Here is a 19842-nt window from a genome sequence, read left to right as displayed (position 1 = left end):
ATGCGGCGCGGTACGGCACGGTGCGCACCCCGCACCGTGCACCGGCCGCGCAGCCGTCACGACACCAGCGCATCGTCCCCCTTCATCGCATACGCGGCCTCGCGCCGCCGCAGCTTCATCGCGATCAGCGCCGCCAGCACCGCCAGCGCGACGCCGGTGAGAAACCCGCCCGTATAACCGACCTTCGCGGTCAGCGACAGGATCGTCGACGACGCGATCAGCTCGCCGAGATCGCGCGTGCTCTGCACGGCCGTCACGTCGGTGCCGGCCTGATCGCTGCCGCCCGCGAAGCGCATGCCGGCCGTCATGATCGACACGGACGTGATGCCCGTCGCCAGCGAGCCGAGCACCGTGCAGAGCCATGCCCACGACGGCGACACCGGCAGCCACCCGCTCGCCTGCGCGAACCACAGCAGCGCCGCCGCGCCCGCGCAGCTCACGCCGGCCGTAAACGCGCGCCACAGGCCGAGCGCCCTGACAAGCCACGCGCCGCCGCCGCAACCGAGCACGACCGTCACGACACCGCCGGCCATCCCGAGTTTGCCGATCGCGTCGAGCGACCAGCCCGCGTCGTTGAGGAACAGCTTCGACAGGCCGAAGCCCGATACGGCCGTCATCGCCGACAGCAGCGCGAGCGACAGCAGCGACCACGAGCGCGGCCGCTTCGCGAAGCGCACGAGGCTCGCCGCGTGTTCAGGCCGGGCGCGGGTACGATCCGCGTCGCGCGGCACGAGCCACAGCACGCAGACGAGGCTCGCGAGCGGGACGGCCGCCAGCGCGAGAAACGCGGTTGACTGGCCGAACAGGCCGATCAGCGTCAACGTGCCCGCGCCGCCGCCGAAGAAGCCGATCATCACGCCCGCGATCTGGATCGCGTTGATCCTCGCGAGCGTGTCGCCGCTGAAATGCTCGGCGGCCATGCCGTCGTTCGCGATGTCCTGCGTCGCGCTCGCGAACGACGCGACGGCCAGCAGCCCGACCGCCCAGCCCGCCGTCGCGACCGTCATCCCGATCTGCGCGAGGCTGACGAGACACAGCACGACGATCGTCTGCATCGGCAGCATCCAGCTGCGCCGGCGGCCGATGCGGGGCGACCAGCGGTTGTCGACGACCGGCGCCCACAGGAATTTCACGACCCACGGCAGGCCGACGAGCGGCAGGAACGCGAGTGCGTGAAGCGGCGCGCCGTCGTGGCGCAGCAGCGTCGGCATCGCGTCCATCGCGATGCCGATCGGGATGCCCTGTGACAGGTACAGCAGCGTGATCGTGATGACCAGCCGGCGATGTTCGAGCAGATCGCGCATCGGAGTCTCCAGTTGCATGAGGTTAAAAAGGTTCGGCGCCGGCCGGCATGCGCGCCGGCTGCATCGCGTCGCGCCGCGGACGGCGCGCCGCCCCCAGCAGCAACGCGCCGAATGCGACGAGCGCCAGGTCGATCGGCCAGTACACGGGTTGGCCCGCGCCCAGCAGCGCGAGCGCGCAATGGGTCGCGCCGGCGAGCGCGTAGGCGACGCCGGCCGCGCGCATCAGCACGCGCAGCCATGCCGCGCGATCGGCGACACACGCGGCGAGCGCAATCGCGCCGCCCCACACGGCCCAGAACAGCAGCGCGAGCGCATGATCGACGTGCACGCCGTCGGGCAACGCACGACCGGCGAACAGCAGCGCGCCGCCCGCGAGCGCGAGCCCGCCGCACACACCGACCGCGGCGGCGGCCAGCACGTGCGCCGAGCGATCGCGCTGCGCACGCCGCCGCTCGATCCACAGATGCAGCCCCGTCGCGCACAGCGCACACGCGGCGAGCCCCATCAGGAAATGCAGCACGCGCAGCACTCCACCGGCCGCACCGACCCAGCCGTATTGCGCGAAATGCAGCGGCTGTACCGCGATGAACGCGCGCAGCCAGAAGCCGCGGCCGCGCGACGTCGCATCGGCGAGCCATTGCCCGTCCGTCGCGCGGTACAGGTGGCGCTCGAACACGGCCGTGCTCGGCAGGCCCGCGCTCGTGCCGGCGATCTCGACGCGCGCATTCGCATCGCCCCAGCGATGCAGCACGACGGCTTCAGGCCGAAAATCCGGCCGGCGGGCCGCGTCGCGCCGCAACAGCGCATCGAGATCGGGCGCATGCCGCCACGGGCCGCCGACCTCGACGGGCGGCGGCCCGCCGAGCAATTCGGCGAACGCACGCTGCGGCTGCCCCGGATACGCGATGCCCGCGAGCGACACCGTGCCGAGCGCGCCGAGCCCCGACAACGCGCCGGTGAACGCGAACAGCACGAGCCACGGCGTTCCCCACAGGCCGATCCACGCGTGCAGGTCGAACAGCGCGACGCGCAAGCCGTTGCCGCGCCGGATGCGCGCCGCGTCGGGCCAGCGCTTGCGATGCACGACGACGCCCGCGACGATGAGCACGAGCAGCACGATGCCCCACAGGCTGACGAAGATGCGCCCGGGGAAACCGGCGAACAACGTCTTGTGCAGCGTGACGATCACGGTCGCCCGCCCCGTATCAGGCAGCGGCGCGCCGGTCGCCGGATCGAGCGCGAGCGTGCACGTCTGGCGCGCGTCACAGAAACGGATGGCCGGATCGTTCGGCCGCGGCAGCACGATGCGCGCATCGCGCAACGTCACGCCGAGCGCCGCCGCGCGCGCGACGAGCGCATCGAGCGGCAGCGTCGGCCGTGCGACGGCGACCGATGGCGGCCGCCACCAGCCGTGCATCGAATCGAACGCGAGACTCCAGGTGCCGCTGAACAGCACGACGAACAGCACCACGCCGAACAGCGCGCCGGCGCCGCGATGCAGCGCGCGCCAGCGCGAACGCGACGACGCGTCCATGTCAGCGCCCTCCCCAGACCACCGCGCACGGCCCGAGCACCGCGAGCCACGCACCCGCGCGCCACGCGGCCTGCCGCCAGCCGGGAGCGACGAGCACCCACAGCAGCGCGGCGACGCTCGCCACGAGCGTCATCAACACGGCCGCATAGAGCCGGTTCAGGCCGTCGCCGGGGTAATGACGGGCCAGCGTCACCGCGAGCGCGGCCGCACCCGGCAGCACGCCGCCGATCGCGATCGCCGCCCGCGCGCCCCAGCCGGACGCCATCAGAATTGGCCGCGCACGGTCAGCATCACGTTGCGCGGCTCCCCGTAACGGTTGTTCCAGCCCGGCTGGCTCAGGCTCAGGTAGTAGTTCCGGTCGAACAGGTTGTTGACGTTGAGCGCGGCGCTCCAGTGCTTGTCGTAGCGGTAGCCGAGCCGCACGCTCGCGAGCGCGTAGCCGCCCTGGCGCATCGTGACGCCGTTCGCCTGCGCCGAATAACTGCTCTGCACCTGCACGCCGCCGCCGATGCTCCAGCGCCGCTCCTGCCAAGGCAGGTCGTAGTTGGTCCACAGCCGGAACAGGTGGCGCGGGTTCAGCAGCGGCGCGAACGTGCCCGCGTTCGCGAGGTTGTCCGCATAACGCATCGTGTCGTACGTGTAGCTTGCCCATACGCTCCACCACGGCGTGATGCGGCCGTTCGCCTCGAATTCGAAGCCCTGGCTGCGCACGCTGCCGCCGTTCACGTAGTAGCAGCTCGGCCCCGCGCACGGATGCGCGAGATCGACCTGAGGGTTGTTGTCGAGATCGATGCGGAACGCCGCGAGCGACACGTCGAGCTTGCCGCCCGCCAGTTCGCCCTTCACGCCGGTTTCATAGGTGCGCCCCTTCACCGGCGTCAGGATGCCGCCGCCCCACATCGACTTGGTCTGCGGCTGAAACACCTCCGCATAGCTCGCGTACCACGACCAGTCGCGCGCGAAATCCCAGATCAGCCCGCCGTACGGCGTGAACTGGTGGCCGGTGTTGTAGTGCGCGCCGAGACTGTCCTGGTTCCACCAGCTCATCCGGCCGCCGAGCACGAGCGTCACGGGTTCCGCGAGCTTGATGCGGCCGAGCCCGTAGACGCCCTTCTGCGAAATGTCGTTCTGCTGCGACTGCTGGTACGGCCCGATGCCGGGCTCCGGCACGCTGCTCGGGTTCCAGCGGTACACGTTCACCGGCGTGCCGGCCACGTTGCCGAGCAGCGGCGCCGTCATCTGCCCGCTGCTGCTGTTCGCATACGTGATGCCGAACAGCAGGTCGTGCGTGAGTCCGAACGCATGCACGGGGCCCTGCACGTTCGCATCGACGCTGCGGCTGTAGCTGCTGAACCGGTACGCGGCGCCGGTCAGCCGGCCGCCGGCGCCCGTCGCCGGATCGATCGCGCCGAACGAACCCGCGTACTTCAGGTCGGAGCGCACGCTCTGGTATTCGCCGCTGACCTTCGCCTTCCAGCCGGCGCCGAGCTTCTGCTCGACCGACGCGAACGCGCGCGTCGTGTCCCAGTTGAAGCGGCCCCACGCGGTGTCGAGGAACGTCGAGCGCGACAGGCCGAGGCTCGATCCGTCGCGCGCCATCGGCACGCCGGACATGTCGGGCACGGACGACGTCGTCTGGTACTGCGCGCCGAACGTGAGCAGCGTGTCGCGCGTCACGTCGACTTCGGTGACGCCGTAGATCGAACGCGTGTCCTGCTTCGCATGGTCGTAGAAGAAGTGGCGATCCTCGTACGCGGCGACGAGCCGGCTGCGCACGGTGCCGGCCGCATTGAGCGGGCCGCCGATGTCCGCTTCCGCGCGATAGCGGTCCCAGCTGCCGACGCTCGCGGTGGCGTGCGCGGAGAACTGGTATTGCGGGCGCTTGCGCACGAGGTTGACGGTCGCGGCCGGATTACCCGAGCCGTGCAGCAGCCCGTTCGCGCCGCGCAGGATTTCCACGCGCTCGTACACCGAGATGTCCTGCGGCGCGCTCGCCATGTCGCCGATCACGACCGGCACGCCGTCGAATTCGAACGAATCGACCTTGAAGCCGCGCACGAAGTACGCGGTGGTGAGCAGCACGTAAGGCTGAACGGTCACGCCGGCCGACTGCTGCATCACCTCGTCGAGCGAGAACAGGTTCTGCTGGTCGATCCGCTCGCGCGTGGTCACACTGACCGACTGCGGAATCTCGCGCAGCGCGAGCGGCATCTTGCCGACTGTCGCCACCGACGGATCGTCGGCCACGCCCCGCGATGCGTTCACCGCGATCGCCTTCAGCTCGCCTACGGCAGGCTGCGCGGCGCCCGCCTCTTCCTTGCGGACTTCCGCGCCGCCCGCCGGCGCCGCATCGGCGAACGCGGCCGCCGGGTGCGCGGCGATCAGCAGGCCGAGATACAGCGACGGACGCCAGCGCCCGAAACGGGCGACACGCGCGCCCTTCATCATCGATCTCCCAGGTTCCCGTACCTCGTACCGCATTCACGCCCCCGTATTTGATAATCATTCTCATTATCAATTAGAACCGGCAGGCGATTTTTCGATCGAGGGGCTTTTCCTATCGATTCCGGGCACGGCGGCCCGCATTGTTCACGTCACTGTTCGGATTCGGCCGGACGGATTTCCTCGCCCCCGCCGGCGGGCGGCGCCCCGTCGGGCGGCTGGCCGGCGCGGGCGAACGTCGCGTACCATGCATCGGTCTCGATCAGTTGCGCATGCGTGCCGGTCGCCCGGATGCGGCCCGCGTCGAGCACGACGATCGTGTCGGCGGCCGCCGCGAGCGCCGGCTGGTGCGTGACGACGATGCGCGTGCGCTGCCCGCGCAGCGCGACGAGACTGTCGCGCACGCGCCGCGCGCTCAGTTCGTCGAGGCTCGCGGTCGGCTCGTCGAACATCAGCACCGGCGCCCGCGCGAGCAGCGCCCGCGCGAGGCACGCCCGCTGGCGCTGCCCGCCCGACAGCAACTGGCCGCCCGGCCCCACGTCGGTGTCGAGGCCGTCCGGCAGGCGCTCGGCGTCGCGCAGCAGGCCGACCGCGTCCAGCGCGGCGCGCAACTGCGCATCGGTCGCGTCCGGCCGCCCCATCCGCACGTTCCATGCGAGGCTGCCGCGAAACAGCCCGTTGTCCTGGAACACGAGGTTGCGCGTCGCGGCGAGCGTCGCCTCGCTCAGGTGCCGCACGTCCGAACGGCCGAGCAGCACGCGCCCGGCGCACGGATCGTCGAGCCGCGCGAGCAGGCCGAGCAGCGTGCTCTTGCCCGCGCCCGTGGGGCCGACGATCGCGACGAAGCCGCCCGCCGGACAATGCAGGTCGACCCCGTCGAGCAGCGTCGCGCCGCTCGCCGACCGATAGCCGACGCACACCGCGTCGACGCTCGCGTCGTGTACCGGCGTGCCGCGCTCGGGGCTGTCGAAACGCGGCGCGTGCAGCACCGCGAGCACGGTGTCGAGCGCGCGCCAGCCGCCGCGCAATGCCTGATCGAGCTGCGTGAGCTGCGCGAGCGGCTCGATGAAGCGCACGAGCAGCACGAGCACCGCCACGGCCGTCGCCGCGTCGAGCCGGCCGGCCGCGACGGCCCACGCGCCGCCGACCAGCATCGCGACGAACACGCCCTGCACCGCGCCCGCGAAGCCGAGTTCGATCGGCAGCGAGCGCCGCATCAGCGCGCGCGTGCGGCGATGCCGTTCGTCGAACGCGCGCTGCAGCGCCGCGCGCGCGTCGCCGTCCCGGCCCGCGAAGCGCAGCAATCCCTGATGCGCGGCGAAGGTCTGAAGCTGCACGGCCATGTCGCGATCGCCGGCGGCGCGCGCCTGTTCGAACGCGAGCGTGCGGGCGCCGCCACGCTCCAGCAGCGCGAACAGCAGCCCGGCCGCCGCCCCGAGGCACAACGCGATGCGCCAGTCGATCCACGCGAGCCCCGCGACGACCGCAAGCGGCGTGACGACCGCGCCGATCAACGGCCCGAGCAGATGCGCGGGAATCCCCATCGCCTGCATCACCGGCCCGCGCAGCAACCCGGCCGGATGACTGTCGCGCACGGTCTGCCACGACGCGACGCGCGGCAGGTGCCGCACGAGGCGTTCGACGAGGCCGACGGCCAGCGCGCCGCCCGCGCGATAGCCGCGAAGCTGCGCGACGTACAGCACGAGCGCATGGCACAGCGTCAGCGCGCCGAGCACGGCCGTCCAGTGCAGCGCGGCCGCCTGCGCGCCGGCAAACCACGCGCGGATCAGCGGCACGAGCAGCAGCCCGCACGCGCCGTCGAGCAACGCGGCGGCCAGCGCGCAGCCCACGCCGCGCCACAGCGCGCGGCGCGTGTCGCGCGGCAGGCACTGCAAACGTTCGAGCGACTGCATCATCGTGCGGCCTCCCCGCCTGCGGCGCCGCGTTCGCGCCAGAGCCGCGCATACAGCCCGTGCGCGGCGAGCAGCGCCGCATGCGTGCCGCGTTCGACGATGCGGCCGCGTTCCATCACGAGAATCTGGTCCGCGTGCCGGATCGCATCGAGATCGTGGCTGACGATCACGCGCGTGCGCGTGTCGGCGCGCAGCGCGTTGCGCAACGCGCGCCCGGTTTGCGGATCGAGCGCCGACGCCGGTTCGTCGAGCAGCAGCAACGGCGCGCGCGACAGCAGCGCACGCGCGATCGACAGCCGCTGCAGTTCGCCGCCGGACAGGCGCACGTCGCGCCCGCACACGCAGTCGTAGCCGCCCGGCAATGCGTCGATGCGCGCGTCGAGACAGGCCGCGCGCGCGGCGGCGCGAATCGCGTCGCGATCGGCATCGGGCCGGTACAGCGCGATGTTCGCGGCAATCGACACATCGTCGAGCGCCGTCGCTTGCTGGAACACCATCGCAACCTGTTCGCGGCGCGTCTGCGATGTGAGCCGGCGCAGATCGGCGCCGCCGAGCCGCACCGTGCCGCGATCCGGATCCATGAAGCGCGCGAGCAGCATCAGCAGCGTGCTCTTGCCCGCGCCCGACGGCCCGACGATCGCGGTGGTCGTGCCGGCCGCGATCGTCGCATCGATGTCGCGCAGGATCGGCTCGCCGTCGATGTCGACCTGCACGCCGCGCAGTTCGATCGACGCATCGCGCGGCACCTGCGCCGCGCCGTCGGCGGGTTCCGGCAAGCCCGGCTGCGCGAGCAACGCGTCGAGCCGCGCGGCGGCCGCGCGCGCCTCGCGCAACGCATCGGCGCCATGACCGAGCGCGCGCACCGGCGCCGCGATGGCCCAGACCAGCAGCGCGAACGCGCACAGCGTGCCGACCGGCAACTGCCCGGCCGTCAGCCACGTCGCGCCGAACACGACCCACGCAAGCAGGAACGGCGTGCCGAGCAGCACCTGTGTGCAGGCGCCGAGCCCGCCGATGCGGCCGACCCACGCCGAGAACGCGTGCGAGAAATGCCCGGCCGACGCCAGCGCGGCCGCCTCGATGCCGGCGCCCGGATACTGCCGCACGAGCGCCGGATTCTGCGCGAGCTGCGCGTAGTCGCCCATCAATCGTTCGAGCGCCGCGTTGCGCGCCGCGAAGGCCGGCGCGAATCGCGCCGAGCGCATCCAGCGGAACAGCGCCGCACCGGCGGCGAGCGGCGCGAGCGCGAACGCGAGCAGCACGGGATTCAGGTAAAGCAGGCACGCGAGCGCCGCGCACGGCACGACGACGAGCTGCGTGAGATCGGCCGGCGCATGCGCGACGAGCTGATGCAGCGCGCGCACGTCCTGATCGACGTGGCGCGCGACGCGGTCGCTGCCCGCGCGCGCGAACCAGCCCAGCGGCAAACGCTGCAGATGATCGGCGAGGCGCTTGCGCAGACGGTCGCCGAGATCGGCGTCGACGCGGTGCGTCAGGTGCAGCGCGACCGTCTGGCCGCCCAGCCAGCACGCGCCGGCCGCCACGGCGGCGACGAGCCACACGCGCCCGGCCGCGTCGAGCCGTGTCGCGACGCGCCATGCGTCGGCGAAATGCGCGAGCGCGAGCCACGGCACGAGCGACGCGATGCCGGCCAGCGCCTGCAACGCCACCGCGGCGACGAGCGGCGCCGCGAACGGCCGCAACATCGAAAGCAGCGGCCCGTTCATGCGGCACGCTCCAGCAGCATGCCGAGCGTCGCGGCGCGCGCATCGCCCGGCGGCTGCTCCGGAAAACCGAGTTGCGCGGTCAACTGCTGCCAGACGCGCGCCACGTCGATGCCGCGCTGGTTGCACGCATGCAGCCCTTCGCCGGACACGAGCCGATCGACCGCACGCACGGCGGCTTGCGGCCAGCTTCGCGCGTAAATCTCGCCCCACGTGTCCCGCGCGTCGTCGCAGATCTGGATGCTCGGCATGGTGTCGCCGGCCGGCTCGCCGAAGATCGGAAAGAGGCCGTCGTCGTCGGTCGCCGGCTCGCGCAGCGCGGGCGCCCACCACAGCGGGCCGTGCGGCGACGCGAGCGTCCAGGTGCCGGCGTCGGTCGTCAGCGTGATGCTGAACAACAGGCTCATCCGGCCGTCGTCGGCCGCCGCCATCTCGTTGTGCACGCGCAGCGACACCGGCGTTTCGGCGAGCACCAGCGCGCATTCGCGCATCGACGACAGCGCCGGCCCGATCGGTTCGACCGACCACGGCCCGACACCCTGCAACGCGGCCGCGAGCACGTCGAGCGCCGCGTAGCTCGCCTGCACCGAGCACGCCACATCGGCATGCACGGGCGCGCTCGTCTCGCACAGCCGTCGCGCGACCGCGATGAAGCGCGCGACGACCGGCAGGTTCGGATAGAAGCTGTTGAGCAGGCAGCGGCGACCCAGGCGCGACGCGGTGCGCAGCACGCCGTCCCATTCGTCGGGCAGCAGCGGATGCTCGATCGCGACGTCGATCCCGCGTTCGAGCAGCCGGCACGCGAGCGCGGCGCCTTGCTCGCCGCGCGCCGCGCCGCCGACGGCGACGCAGGCGACGCGCACGTCGTCGGGCAGCGCTTCGACGCGGTCGAACACCGGCGCGCCGACGCGCGCGGCCAACGCCGCGGTGCGCGCGCTGCCCCGCCCGAGAATGCCGGCGACGCGATACGAACCGGACGCCGCGAGGCCCGCCGCATAGAACTGGCCGAAACGGGAGCCGGCCACGACGACCGGCAGCGGATGGACCTTCATCGTGCCTCCTTCAGGTGCGTGTCGACGAACGCGGCGTTCAGGCAGTCGAAATGACCGCCAGGGATATCGACGGCCGTGATGCCGCCGAGCGCCTGCGCCGTCCAGTAATCGGTGAGCGCCGCGCGCTGCTGCGGAATCAGCGGATTGCAGCGCTCCGGCACGAACAGCCGCAGCGCGCCCGCATACGGCGCATCGCCGGCCCAGTGGCACGCCTGCACCGAATGCATGAAGAGCCGGTAAAGCCGTTCGCGCTCGTCGAGCAGCGGATGCGCGAGTTCGTCCTGCATCGACAGGCCGGCCGCCGCGCGCAACACGCGGCGGCGCAGCGCATCGACCGGCTCGCAGCAATCGCCGAAGATCTCGAGCTGCGCCTGCAGGCTGCCGGGCGCGAGCCGCGCGGGGTCGGCCTTCAACGCGTCGGCGAGCGCGTCGGCCAGCACGTACGTTTCCGGGAAGCCGAGCGCATCGAGCGGCAGCCCGAGCGTCGCCGCGAAGTTGAACAGCACGAGCCGTTCGTCCTCGATCAGGTACGGAATCCGGTAGCTCGACACGATGTCGAGCGTGCGCACCGCGACGCCGAGCTGCACCAGCGACTTCGCCATTTCGAGCGCGACCAGCCCGCCCGAGCAATAGCCCAGCACGTCGACCTCACGCACGCCGCTGCGCCACAGCGCATCCGCGTAGCGCCGGCCGAGCGTCGCGTTCAGGTGGCGCACCGGCAGGTCGAGGTAGTCCTGCGCGTCGCGCACCGCGAAGCCGAGCACCGGGCCGAGCCGCGCGAGCGCGGGAAGCACCGGACGATACGCATGCACGGTGCCGAGCCCTTCGTGCACGATCACGCGCGGCACGCCGTCGCCGGGCGCGAGCGGAATCGGGCGCACCGCCGCGCGCACGCGCGGCGCCGGCGCATGGACGACCGCCGATGCAGGCGGCGTGCGCGAGGCGGCAGGCGCGGCCGTCGGTATCGCGCCCGCCGGCTGCGCGCTCGCGTCGCGCAGGCATTGCGCGAACGCGGCCGGCGTCGGCTGCGCGAGCACCCAGCGCAGCAGCCGGTCGAACGGATGCGCATGCGCGAGCGGTTCCTCGCCGCGCAGCCGCGACACGAGTTGCGCGATCAGCAGCGAATCACCGCCGGCGGCGAAGAAGTCCTGATCCGGCGAGACGTTGCGCGTATCGAGCACGGTTTCCCACAGGCCGATCAGCCGCGCCAACAGCGGATCGGCCGCCGGTGCGGGCGCCGATCGGGCCACGGCCGGCGCCGGTTCGCGGATCTCGGCGATGCCGGCCAGCGTGCGGCGGTCGATCTTGCCGTTCGCGGTCACCGGCAAACGTTCGAGCACGCGCAGTTGCGACGGCACCATGTAGCCCGGCACGCGCTCGGCTACGAACGCCAGCAGCGCATCCGGCGCGAGGCGCGCCGCGCCGCGCTTCACGTGGGCCAGCAGGATGTCGTAGCCGAGCGCGGCGAGCGGCGTGCCGGGTGCGACGCAACCGAGCGCGCGATCGCCCGCTTCGGCCTGCAGCCATTCGAGCCACTGCGCATGCGGCACGAACAATCGCGCCGATGCGGCCCGCGCATCGTCCGGCGTCTCCATCATCAGCGCCTGGCTGATGCTGATTTCCGGATGCTCGGCCGTCAGTTCCTGGATCACCCACCACGCGTCAGGCGCCGACAGCGCGCGCAAGCCGGCGATCAGCGCGACCGTGTCGCGCGCATTGTTCAGCGCGCCGGAGCTGATCGTCATATCGACCGAATGCGGCGCGATGCCCTGCGCGTCGCATCGCGCGTTCATGTCGAAGCGCACGAAGCGCATCCACGGATACGCGGCGAAACGCTCGCGCGCGGCTGCGAGGAAGTAGCTCGACACGTCGCTGAACAGGTAATCGATGCGCGTGCCGGCTTCGACGAGCGGCGCGAGCGCATCGACGATCGCCCGCGTCGCGGCGGCCGTGCCCGCGCCGATTTCGAGAATGCGCCACGCGCGCCGAGGCTCGCGCGCGACGACCGCCCGCACGGCCTGCGCCATCCCGCGATGCAGCGCGCGGGCGTGCTCGCCGTCGCTGTACATCGCTTCGGCGATATGCGCGGTGCCTTCCGGGAACATCAGGCCGGCCGGCGATACGCTGCCGTCGATCTGCGCATCGAGGCATCCCGCGCTGTCGCGGAAATAATCGACGAGGACGGCCGGCCACAGATCGGGCGATGCGTGCTGCGCGAATGCATCCCAGCATGCGAGCGCGTCGACGACGCCGGCATCGGGCCGCATGCGCCAGCCGTCTTCGCCGTCCGCATCCAGCACGCCGTGCGCGACCAGCATCGCGAGCCAGTGGCGCAGCAGATGCCGTCGCGCCGCCGGCACACGCAGCCGCTCGCACAGCGTCGCGAAGCCGGTCGAGCCGTCGGCCGTCAGGCCGCCGGCCGGCACGATCCACGCGGCGAGCGACGCCACGCACGCCGTTTCGAGTTGCGCGACCGAGCGCGACACGTCCGCCTGCGCGGGCCAGCGCGCCGTGTCGAATGCCGCACGCACATGCGTCGCGATCTCGTGCAGCGCGTCGTCCTGCGCCGACGGAGGCGCGTCCGCGCCGTGCAGCGACACGAAGCTGGCGAGCCGGCGCTCCGCGCCGTCGCCGAGCACGATCGTCGCGGCCGCGCCGACGAGCGGATGCGCGGTCAGCGCCGCGTCGATCTCGGCCAGCTCGATCCGGTAGCCGCGGATCTTCACCTGATCGTCCTGCCGGCCGAGGAATTCGAGCGAGCCGTCGGCCCGCACGCGCCCGAGGTCGCCGGTGCGGTAAAGCCGGCGCCCGTCCGGATGACGGATGAACCGTTCGGCCGTGCGCACGGGATCGTTCGCGTAGCCCGTCGCGAGCCCGACGCCGCCGATATGGATTTCCCCGCGCACGCCGGGCGGGCACGGCCGGCCGAGTGCGTCGAGCACTTCCATCGTCTGCCCGGTCAGCGCGCGGCCGTACGGAATGCTCGCGAGCTGCGTATCCTCCGGACGGATCGGATGCTCGATCGACCAGATCGACGCCTCGGTCGCGCCGCCGAGGCTGAACAGCGCGCTGTCGGGCCAGCGGCGCCACCAGCGGGCCGGCAGCGTCACCGGAATCCAGTCGCCCGACCACAGCACGCGGCGCGGGCCCGGCACGTCGAGCGCCGGCTCGCCTTCGAGGTAGTCGATCAGCATCTGCCCCTGTGCCGGCACCGAGTTCCACACCGTCACGCGATGGCGCGCCATCAACTCGGCCCAGTGCGACGGATCGTTGCCGCGCGCCGGGTCGGGCAGCACGACGCACGCCCCGCGCGCGGTCGCGCCGAAAAAGTCGTACACGGACAAGTCGAAGCTCAGTTCGGCCAGGTCCAGCACCACGTCGCCCGCGCCGACCGCATGCCGCGCGTTGATGTCGGCGAGCGTGTTGCACACCGCCGCGTGGCTCAGCATCACGCCCTTCGGCTCGCCGGTGGAGCCCGACGTGTAGATCACGTAAGCCAACGCATCGGGGGCGACGTCGCGCGCGGCGCGCGGCGGCCATTGCGGATCGATCGGCAATGCATCGATATCGATGCGCACGCAACCATCGTGTTCGAACGCGAGTGCCTGCACGCTGACGACCGCGCGCACCCGCGCATTGCGCAGGATCGCCTGCTGCCGCAGCGCCGGCTGGCGGCTGTCGACCGGGACGTACGCGGCGCCCGCCTGGACGATCGCGAGCACGGCCGCGAGCTGGTGCGCGCACTTCGGCATCAGCACCGCGACGGTATCGCCCACGCCGACGCCGGCCCGTTCGAGCGCGCCACGCAGCGCCGCCGCATGTTGCGCGACCTCGCGGTACGTGCGTGCGCCCCGCGCATCGATCACGACCGGCGCATCGGGCGTGCGCAGCGCCTGCGCGGCGAACCCGGCCGCGAGATGCGTATCGGCGTCCGGATGCACGTCGGCGACGGGCGCGGCGGACGGCAATACGATGTCGCCCGCGCGCGACCACCATTCGGCATCGTCGGCCAGCCGGCCCAGCAGCGCGACATACGCATCGAACATCGCGGACGGCATGCCGTGCGGAAACAGGTCGTCGCGCACGTCCCAGCCGATTTCCAGCCCGCCGAACTGGTCGGTCACCTGGCAGTCGAGCCACACCTGCGGCGTCTGGCTGATCATGTAGCGCGGCGGTTCGGCGCGCGCCGCGTGCTCGCCGAGCAGGCGCCCGACGCTGCCGATTCCGCTCGTGAACACCACCGGCATCAGCGCCGCATCCTTGCCGCGCCGCCGCGCGAGTTCGCGCATCACGTCGACGCCGGTGAACGCGCGATGGTCGAGATCGTCGAACATTCGCGCGCCAATTGTGCGGGCGCGCTCGACGAAATCGCGCCCGTGCGTCGTGTCGACGGCAAGCAGGCTCAGTGCGGTGAAATCGCCGAGTACCGCATCGATGCGCGGATGCACGGGCGGACGGTTCAGCACCGTCAGGTTCAGGCAGAACGCCGGCGCTTGGCTCCAGCGGCCGACGACCTCGGCGAACGCGGCCAGCGCGACGCTCGCCGCGCTCAGCCCGAAACGGCTCGCATGGCCGCTCAGCGCGGCCCATTGCGCGCGATCGAGCCGCGCATGCCGATGCGTGAAGCGCGGCCGCCCGTCGGCGCGCAGCGCGGGCACCACCGGCAGATCGGGACGTGCGGGCAGATCGTCGAGCCGGGCGAGCCACCACGCCTTGTCGCGTGCATGGTCGGCACGCGTGCCGGCCTGCGCTTCATGCATCACATAGTCGCGGAACGTCGCGTCGAGCGGCGCCGGTTGCCATTGCGGATCGTCGTAACGGCGCCGCCATTCGGCGAGCAGCAATTGCAGGCTCGCGTAGTCGATCAACGTGAAATCCACGGACAGGTGCAGCACCGCGCCGTCCGGCCCGACGCTCACTTCCGGCTGCAGCACCGGCCAGCGGTCGAGCGCGTGCACCGCATGGTCGAGGCGCTCGCGCACGCGGTTCAGGTGGGCGTCGAATGCGTTCGCGTCGGCGTCGCGCAGGTCGTGCACGGTGAGCGGCTGCCACGGCACATCGGGCAGCACGCGCTGCCATGCGTTGTCCTCGACGATCGCGCGCAGCATCGGATGGCGGGCGACGCATGCATTCCACGCGGCTTCGAAGCGCACGCAGTCGAGATCCTTCGGTTCGTCGTATTCGACGTACAGATGGCAGGCGCTGCCGCCGAAGTCGAACGATTCGTGCCGGCCGAGCACGTACGCGGCCTGTACCGGCGTCAGCGCGAACCGTTCGTACTGGCGCGCTGGATCGCTGCGCCACGCGCCGCCCTGAAGGAAACGGACGAACGCATCGCGTTCGGCCTTGATGCGCGCGGCGAGATCCGCGTCGAGCGCGCCGGCCGGCGCGCGATAGCGCAACTGGCCGCCGTCGTCGCACCACAGTTCGATCTGCCGTTCGCGGCAGAGATCGAGCACGTCGTCGAAGCTCACAGCACGCCCTCCTCGATCGTCGCGAACGATGCGTCGCCATCGGCAGGCGCCGCAGGCGTCAGTGCGTCGAGCTGCGCCGCGAGACCGGCGAGCGTCGGCTGCCGGTAGAACGCGGCCATCCCGATCCGCACGCCGAGCCGCTCGCGCAGTTGCGCGAGCAGCCGTGTCGCGAGCAGGCTGTCGCCGCCGAGCGAGAAGAACGTCGCGTCACGCGCGTTCGCCGCGCGGCCGAGCGCCTGCTCCCAGCAGGCGAGCAATGTCGCGTGCCGATCGTCGGCCGGCACGAACGCGTCGTGCGCGGCCGGTGCGTCGCCGAGTGCGCGCGCGAGCGCGTCCCCCAACGCCCGGCGATCGATCTTGCCGTTCGCGTTCAGCGGCCAGCGCGGCGCCCACCACAGCGCATCGGGGCGCATCGCGTCGGGCAACCGGTCGCGCAGCCAGTCGGCCAGCGCCGCCTGCGCGATCGGCTCGCCGGTCCGGCGCGCATCGATGCACGCGAACGCCGCCGAGCGCCAGCTCCGCGCATCGACCGCAAAGCCGCATGCGTGCGCGGCCGCCGCAAGCGCGTCGTGGGCGAACAGCCGCGGCGGCGACGCATCGCCCACGACGCCCGCGACGAGTTCGCGCAGCGGCGAATCGCGCAGCACGTCGGCGAGCAGCAGGCGGCCGTCCCGCGCGAGCAGCGCGGCCGCGATCCGGAACGCGTCGCGCGGATCGTCGCGCAGGTGCGCCGCCGCGAAACTGATCACGCAATCGAATGCGCCGAGATGACGGGCGGGCAGCAAGCCGTCCTGCATCGTCTGCAACGCCGGCAGCGTTCGCGTGAAGCGTGCCCCGGCGTCGTGCAGCAGGCCGGGCGACACGTCGAACAGCGTCACGTCGAAGCGTGGATCGTCGAGCACGCCGAGCCCCGCATCGAGCGCCTGGCCCGCGCGCGCATCGAGCACCGCGACGCGCAATGCCCCTGCGTGTGCCGCGGCCTGCGCGTCCAGCGCGGCGGCGAACGCGCGCAACGCGCGGGCGCCGTCCGGCAAACGCGTCGCGAACGCGAGCGGCGCCACGCACGGGTCCAGCGGCACGCGCTGCGCGGCGGTATCCGGATCGGCGGCGAGCGCGCGCAGCGCGGCCGTCAGCTCGCCCAGATCGGTTGCCTGCCAGTCGAGCCGATCGAGCGCCGCGTCGACGGCCATCGATGCGTCGCCGTTTGCGTGCCAATGCGCGCGCAGCGACGGCGGCAGGCCCGCGTCATCATCGAGCAGCCGGCCGGCGACGGCGCGCGCGACGGCCGCTTCCGCCGGCATCGTGTCGGCCATGCCGGCCTCGGCGAGCGATGACGGCGCCGTGTCCGCTGCCGCGCGATCGGCCGGCACGAACGCCGCGACGATGCGCGCGGCCTCGCCGTGGACGACGCTCGCGCACGCGCCGTCGATCAGCGGATGCGCGGCCAGCGCCGCCTCGATCTCACCAAGTTCGATCCGGTGCCCGCGCACCTTCACCTGCCGATCCTCGCGCCCGAGGAATTCGAGCGTCCCGTCCGGCCAGTAGCGGCCGCGATCGCCGGTGCGATACCAGCGGCCCGACGCGTGCTGCACGAAGCGCTGCGCGGTCAGCTCGGGATCGTTCCGGTAGCCGCGCGCGAGACTGTCGCCGCCGATCAGCAATTCGCCCGGCACGTAATCGGGCGCATCGCGCCCGTCGCCATCGACGACGCGATACGCCTGCCCCGGCAATGGCCGGCCGTACGGAATCGAACGCCAGTGCGGCGGCACGTCGCGCACCGTCTGCACGTTCGACCAGATGCCGGCTTCGGTCGCGCCGCCGAGCGCGTGGAACGCACAGGCATCGCCGCAGCGCTCGCGCAGGCGCGCCGGCAGGTCGAGCGCGATCCAGTCGCCGGACAGCAGCGCCGCGCGCACGCTGCGGCACGCGTCGCTCGCCGCCGGCACGGCCAGCGCCATTTCCAGCAGCGCGGGCGCAGAGTTCCACAGCGTCACGCGGTGCTGCGCGATCAGTTCGATCCAGCGCGCCGCATCGCGCGCTTCGTCCTGCGTCGGCAGCACCAGTTCGGCGCCCGCCCCGAGCGCGCCGAACAGGTCGTACACCGACAGATCGAAATCGAGCGCCGATACCGCGAGCAGCCGGTCGTCCGCGCTCACGCCGAGCAGCGCGTCGATCGCATCGATCGTGTTGATCGCCGCCGCGTGCGTCATCTCGACGCCCTTCGGCACGCCGGTCGAACCGGACGTGTAGATCACGTAGGCCGTCGCCTGCGGCGCGACCGCGAGCGGCGCGGCCAGCGGCGCATGCCGCAGCAACGCGGCGATGCCGACATGCGGCAGCGGCCCGTCCGCGCATGCGATGTCGCCGATCGCCGCTTTCACGCCTGCCGCGCGCTCGATGAGCGCCTTGCGCGCGACCGGCTGCGCGACGTCGAGCGGCACGTAGCACGCGCCGGCCGCCAGCACGCCGAACACGGCCGCGACCTGCGCGGGCCCGCGCGGCAGGCTGATCTCGACGGCATCGCCGTGCCCGATTCCGGCCGCCCGCAACCCGCCCGCGACCGCGAGCGCCTGCGCGGCCAGTTCGCCGCGCGTCACCGCGCGGTCGCCGCAACGCAGGGCCACGGCGGCCGGCTCGCGCGCGGCCAGCGCGAAGAAATCGTGATGCAGCGGGCGCGCGCGGCCGCAGGCCGGCAACGCGTTGAGCGTATCGCGCACGCGCCGCTGCGCGGACGGGAGTTCGACCGCGATCGGCCACCGCCAGTCGCGATCGCACAGCGCCTGCATGAACGCGACATACGCGCCGAACATCGCGTCGATCATCCCGTCCGGGAACAGGCCGTCGACGCAGTCCCACGCGAGCAGCGCGCCGCCCGGCACGCGATAGAGCTGATGGTCGAGCCACACCTGCGGCGTCTGCGAAATCATGTCGTGCAAATCGCCGAATACCTGCGCGAACGCGTCGGGCACGAACGATTCGTCGCCGAGGTTGCACGAGAACACGACGGGCGCCGCGCGCGGCATGCCCTGCCGACGCGCATCGCGCAGCACGTCGAGCGCCGGATACGCGGCGTGCGCGATCGCACCGTGCAGCCGCTGCTGGAACGCGCGCACCGTATCGGCCGCGCTCGCATCGGCGCGCACGTCGCATTCGACGAGCAACAGCGTCGTGAAATCGGCGATCACGCGGCCCAGGTCGGGCGCATCGCCATGCCGGTCGAACAGCGGCACGTTAAGCAGGAATGCCTGCCGGCCGCTCCAGCGCGCGAGCACGGCCGCGAACGCCGCGCCGAACACCGACGACAGCGTGACGCCGTGCTGCGCGGCGCGCGCCTGCAGGCGCGCGAGCTCGTCCGCGCTCAGCGTATGCGCGACGCGGCTGAAACGCGGCGCGCGGATCGTTTCCGGCGCACGGGCGAGCGGCAGCGCGGGCCCTTCCGGCAACGCCGCGAGCCGCGCCTGCCACGCGTCGCGCGCCGCGGCCCGCGCATCGCGCGTTTCGGCCGCGCGACGCGCGAGCCAGGCCGGGAACCACGTCGACGGCGCGGCGGGCAACGCCGCCGGCTCGGCATACGCGACGCCGATCTCCTGCATCAGCAGCCGCACGCTGTCGACGTCGGCCGCGAGCAGATCGACACTGAGCCATACGCGATCCTCGCCGCCGGGCATCTGCACGAGTCCCATCATGAACACTTGCGCGTGCTCGACGTCGAGGCATTCGTGCGACCGGAACGCACGCAGCGACACCCATTCGGCCTGCGCATCGGCCGCTGTCCGGTCGCGCCAGTCCGCATGCGCGAACACCGGCGCATTCGACTCGGCGAGGATCTGCTGGCGGCCGCCGTCGAAACGCGCGCGCAGCATCGGATGACGCTCGCGCACGCGCCGGCATGCGATGTCGAGACGAACGGGATCGATCGCGCGGCTGCGGAATTCGAGAAACGCGTGACAGCTCACGTTGCCGAGCACCTCGCCGGCGCCGCGGCCGAGCCAGTACGCCTGCTGCACCGCGGACAACTCGAACGGCGCGTGCACGTCGACCGCTTCGGCAGCGACGACGGCTTCCGCCCGAGCGGCTCGAGCGGCCCGAGCGACAGGCGGCGCATTCGCGAGCAACGCGGCCCACGCGCCGAGCGTCGGCGTGCGCGCGAGCGCATCGAACGTCAGCGCATGGCCGAGCCGGTTCAAGCGCGTCTGCAGATACATCAACCGGATCGAATCGAGGCCGCAGCTCAGCAGGTCCTCGTCGTCGTCGAGCGACGCGATTTCATCGACGGATTCGTCGAGCAGCTCGGCGATCAGCTCGACGAGCCGCGCGCGAAAATCAGCGGGAGAACAACAGGAAGGATCGGAATGGTCGGTCGTGGAATCGACAACGGTCTGGCTCATGGGCACGCCTT

The 19842-nt window shown here is 72.2% G+C and carries 9 protein-coding genes; all 9 read right to left on the bottom strand.

Annotated elements, in window-relative coordinates; genetic code table 11:
- Positions 1-56: 56 nt before the first annotated feature.
- The 9 genes from WS64_RS28995 to WS64_RS28955 all read right to left on the bottom strand — a co-directional run bounded on the left by WS64_RS28995 (position 57) and on the right by WS64_RS28955 (position 19831).
- On the bottom strand, positions 57-1304 hold the full coding sequence (locus WS64_RS28995; RefSeq protein ID WP_060968492.1) for a RhtX/FptX family siderophore transporter: 1248 nt from the start codon (positions 1302-1304) through the stop codon (positions 57-59).
- Between the two features lie 22 nt (positions 1305-1326).
- Positions 1327-2838, bottom strand: a complete 1512-nt coding sequence (locus tag WS64_RS28990) for a PepSY-associated TM helix domain-containing protein (protein WP_060968491.1) — start codon at positions 2836-2838, stop codon at positions 1327-1329.
- A gap of 1 nt (position 2839) precedes the next feature.
- Positions 2840-3103, bottom strand: coding sequence for a hypothetical protein (locus tag WS64_RS28985; protein WP_060968490.1), 264 nt, complete (start codon positions 3101-3103; stop codon positions 2840-2842).
- The gene (locus WS64_RS28980) at positions 3103-5286 is read right to left on the bottom strand and encodes a TonB-dependent siderophore receptor (protein ID WP_060968489.1); all 2184 of its coding nucleotides are present in this window, start codon (positions 5284-5286) and stop codon (positions 3103-3105) included. Before WS64_RS28980 ends, WS64_RS28985 begins: the two co-directional genes overlap by 1 nt.
- Positions 5287-5432: 146 nt before the next feature.
- Entirely contained in the window at positions 5433-7196 is a 1764-nt protein-coding gene (locus tag WS64_RS28975) for an ABC transporter ATP-binding protein (protein ID WP_060968488.1), read from the bottom strand.
- Positions 7193-8920: an ATP-binding cassette domain-containing protein gene (locus WS64_RS28970; protein ID WP_060968487.1), complete on the bottom strand. Its 1728-nt coding sequence runs from the start codon at positions 8918-8920 to the stop codon at positions 7193-7195. Before WS64_RS28970 ends, WS64_RS28975 begins: the two co-directional genes overlap by 4 nt.
- Positions 8917-9969 carry a Gfo/Idh/MocA family oxidoreductase gene (locus WS64_RS28965; RefSeq protein WP_060968486.1) on the bottom strand — a complete coding sequence of 351 codons (1053 nt, stop codon included), beginning with the start codon at positions 9967-9969 and terminating at the stop codon, positions 8917-8919. Before WS64_RS28965 ends, WS64_RS28970 begins: the two co-directional genes overlap by 4 nt.
- Positions 9966-15443 (bottom strand): non-ribosomal peptide synthetase, encoded by a 5478-nt coding sequence (locus WS64_RS28960; RefSeq protein ID WP_060968485.1) that lies wholly within the window; start codon positions 15441-15443, stop codon positions 9966-9968. The genes WS64_RS28965 and WS64_RS28960 overlap by 4 nt, the downstream gene beginning before the upstream one ends.
- Positions 15440-19831, bottom strand: a complete 4392-nt coding sequence (locus tag WS64_RS28955; protein WP_060968484.1) for a non-ribosomal peptide synthetase — start codon at positions 19829-19831, stop codon at positions 15440-15442. The genes WS64_RS28960 and WS64_RS28955 overlap by 4 nt, the downstream gene beginning before the upstream one ends.
- Positions 19832-19842: the final 11 nt, after the last annotated feature.

It is taken from the genome of Burkholderia anthina (genome assembly GCF_001547525.1).
Classification (GTDB): Bacteria; Pseudomonadota; Gammaproteobacteria; order Burkholderiales; family Burkholderiaceae; genus Burkholderia; species Burkholderia semiarida.
The sequence above is the reverse complement of the archived record's forward strand: the minus strand, read 5'-3'. Positions and strand labels throughout refer to the sequence as shown.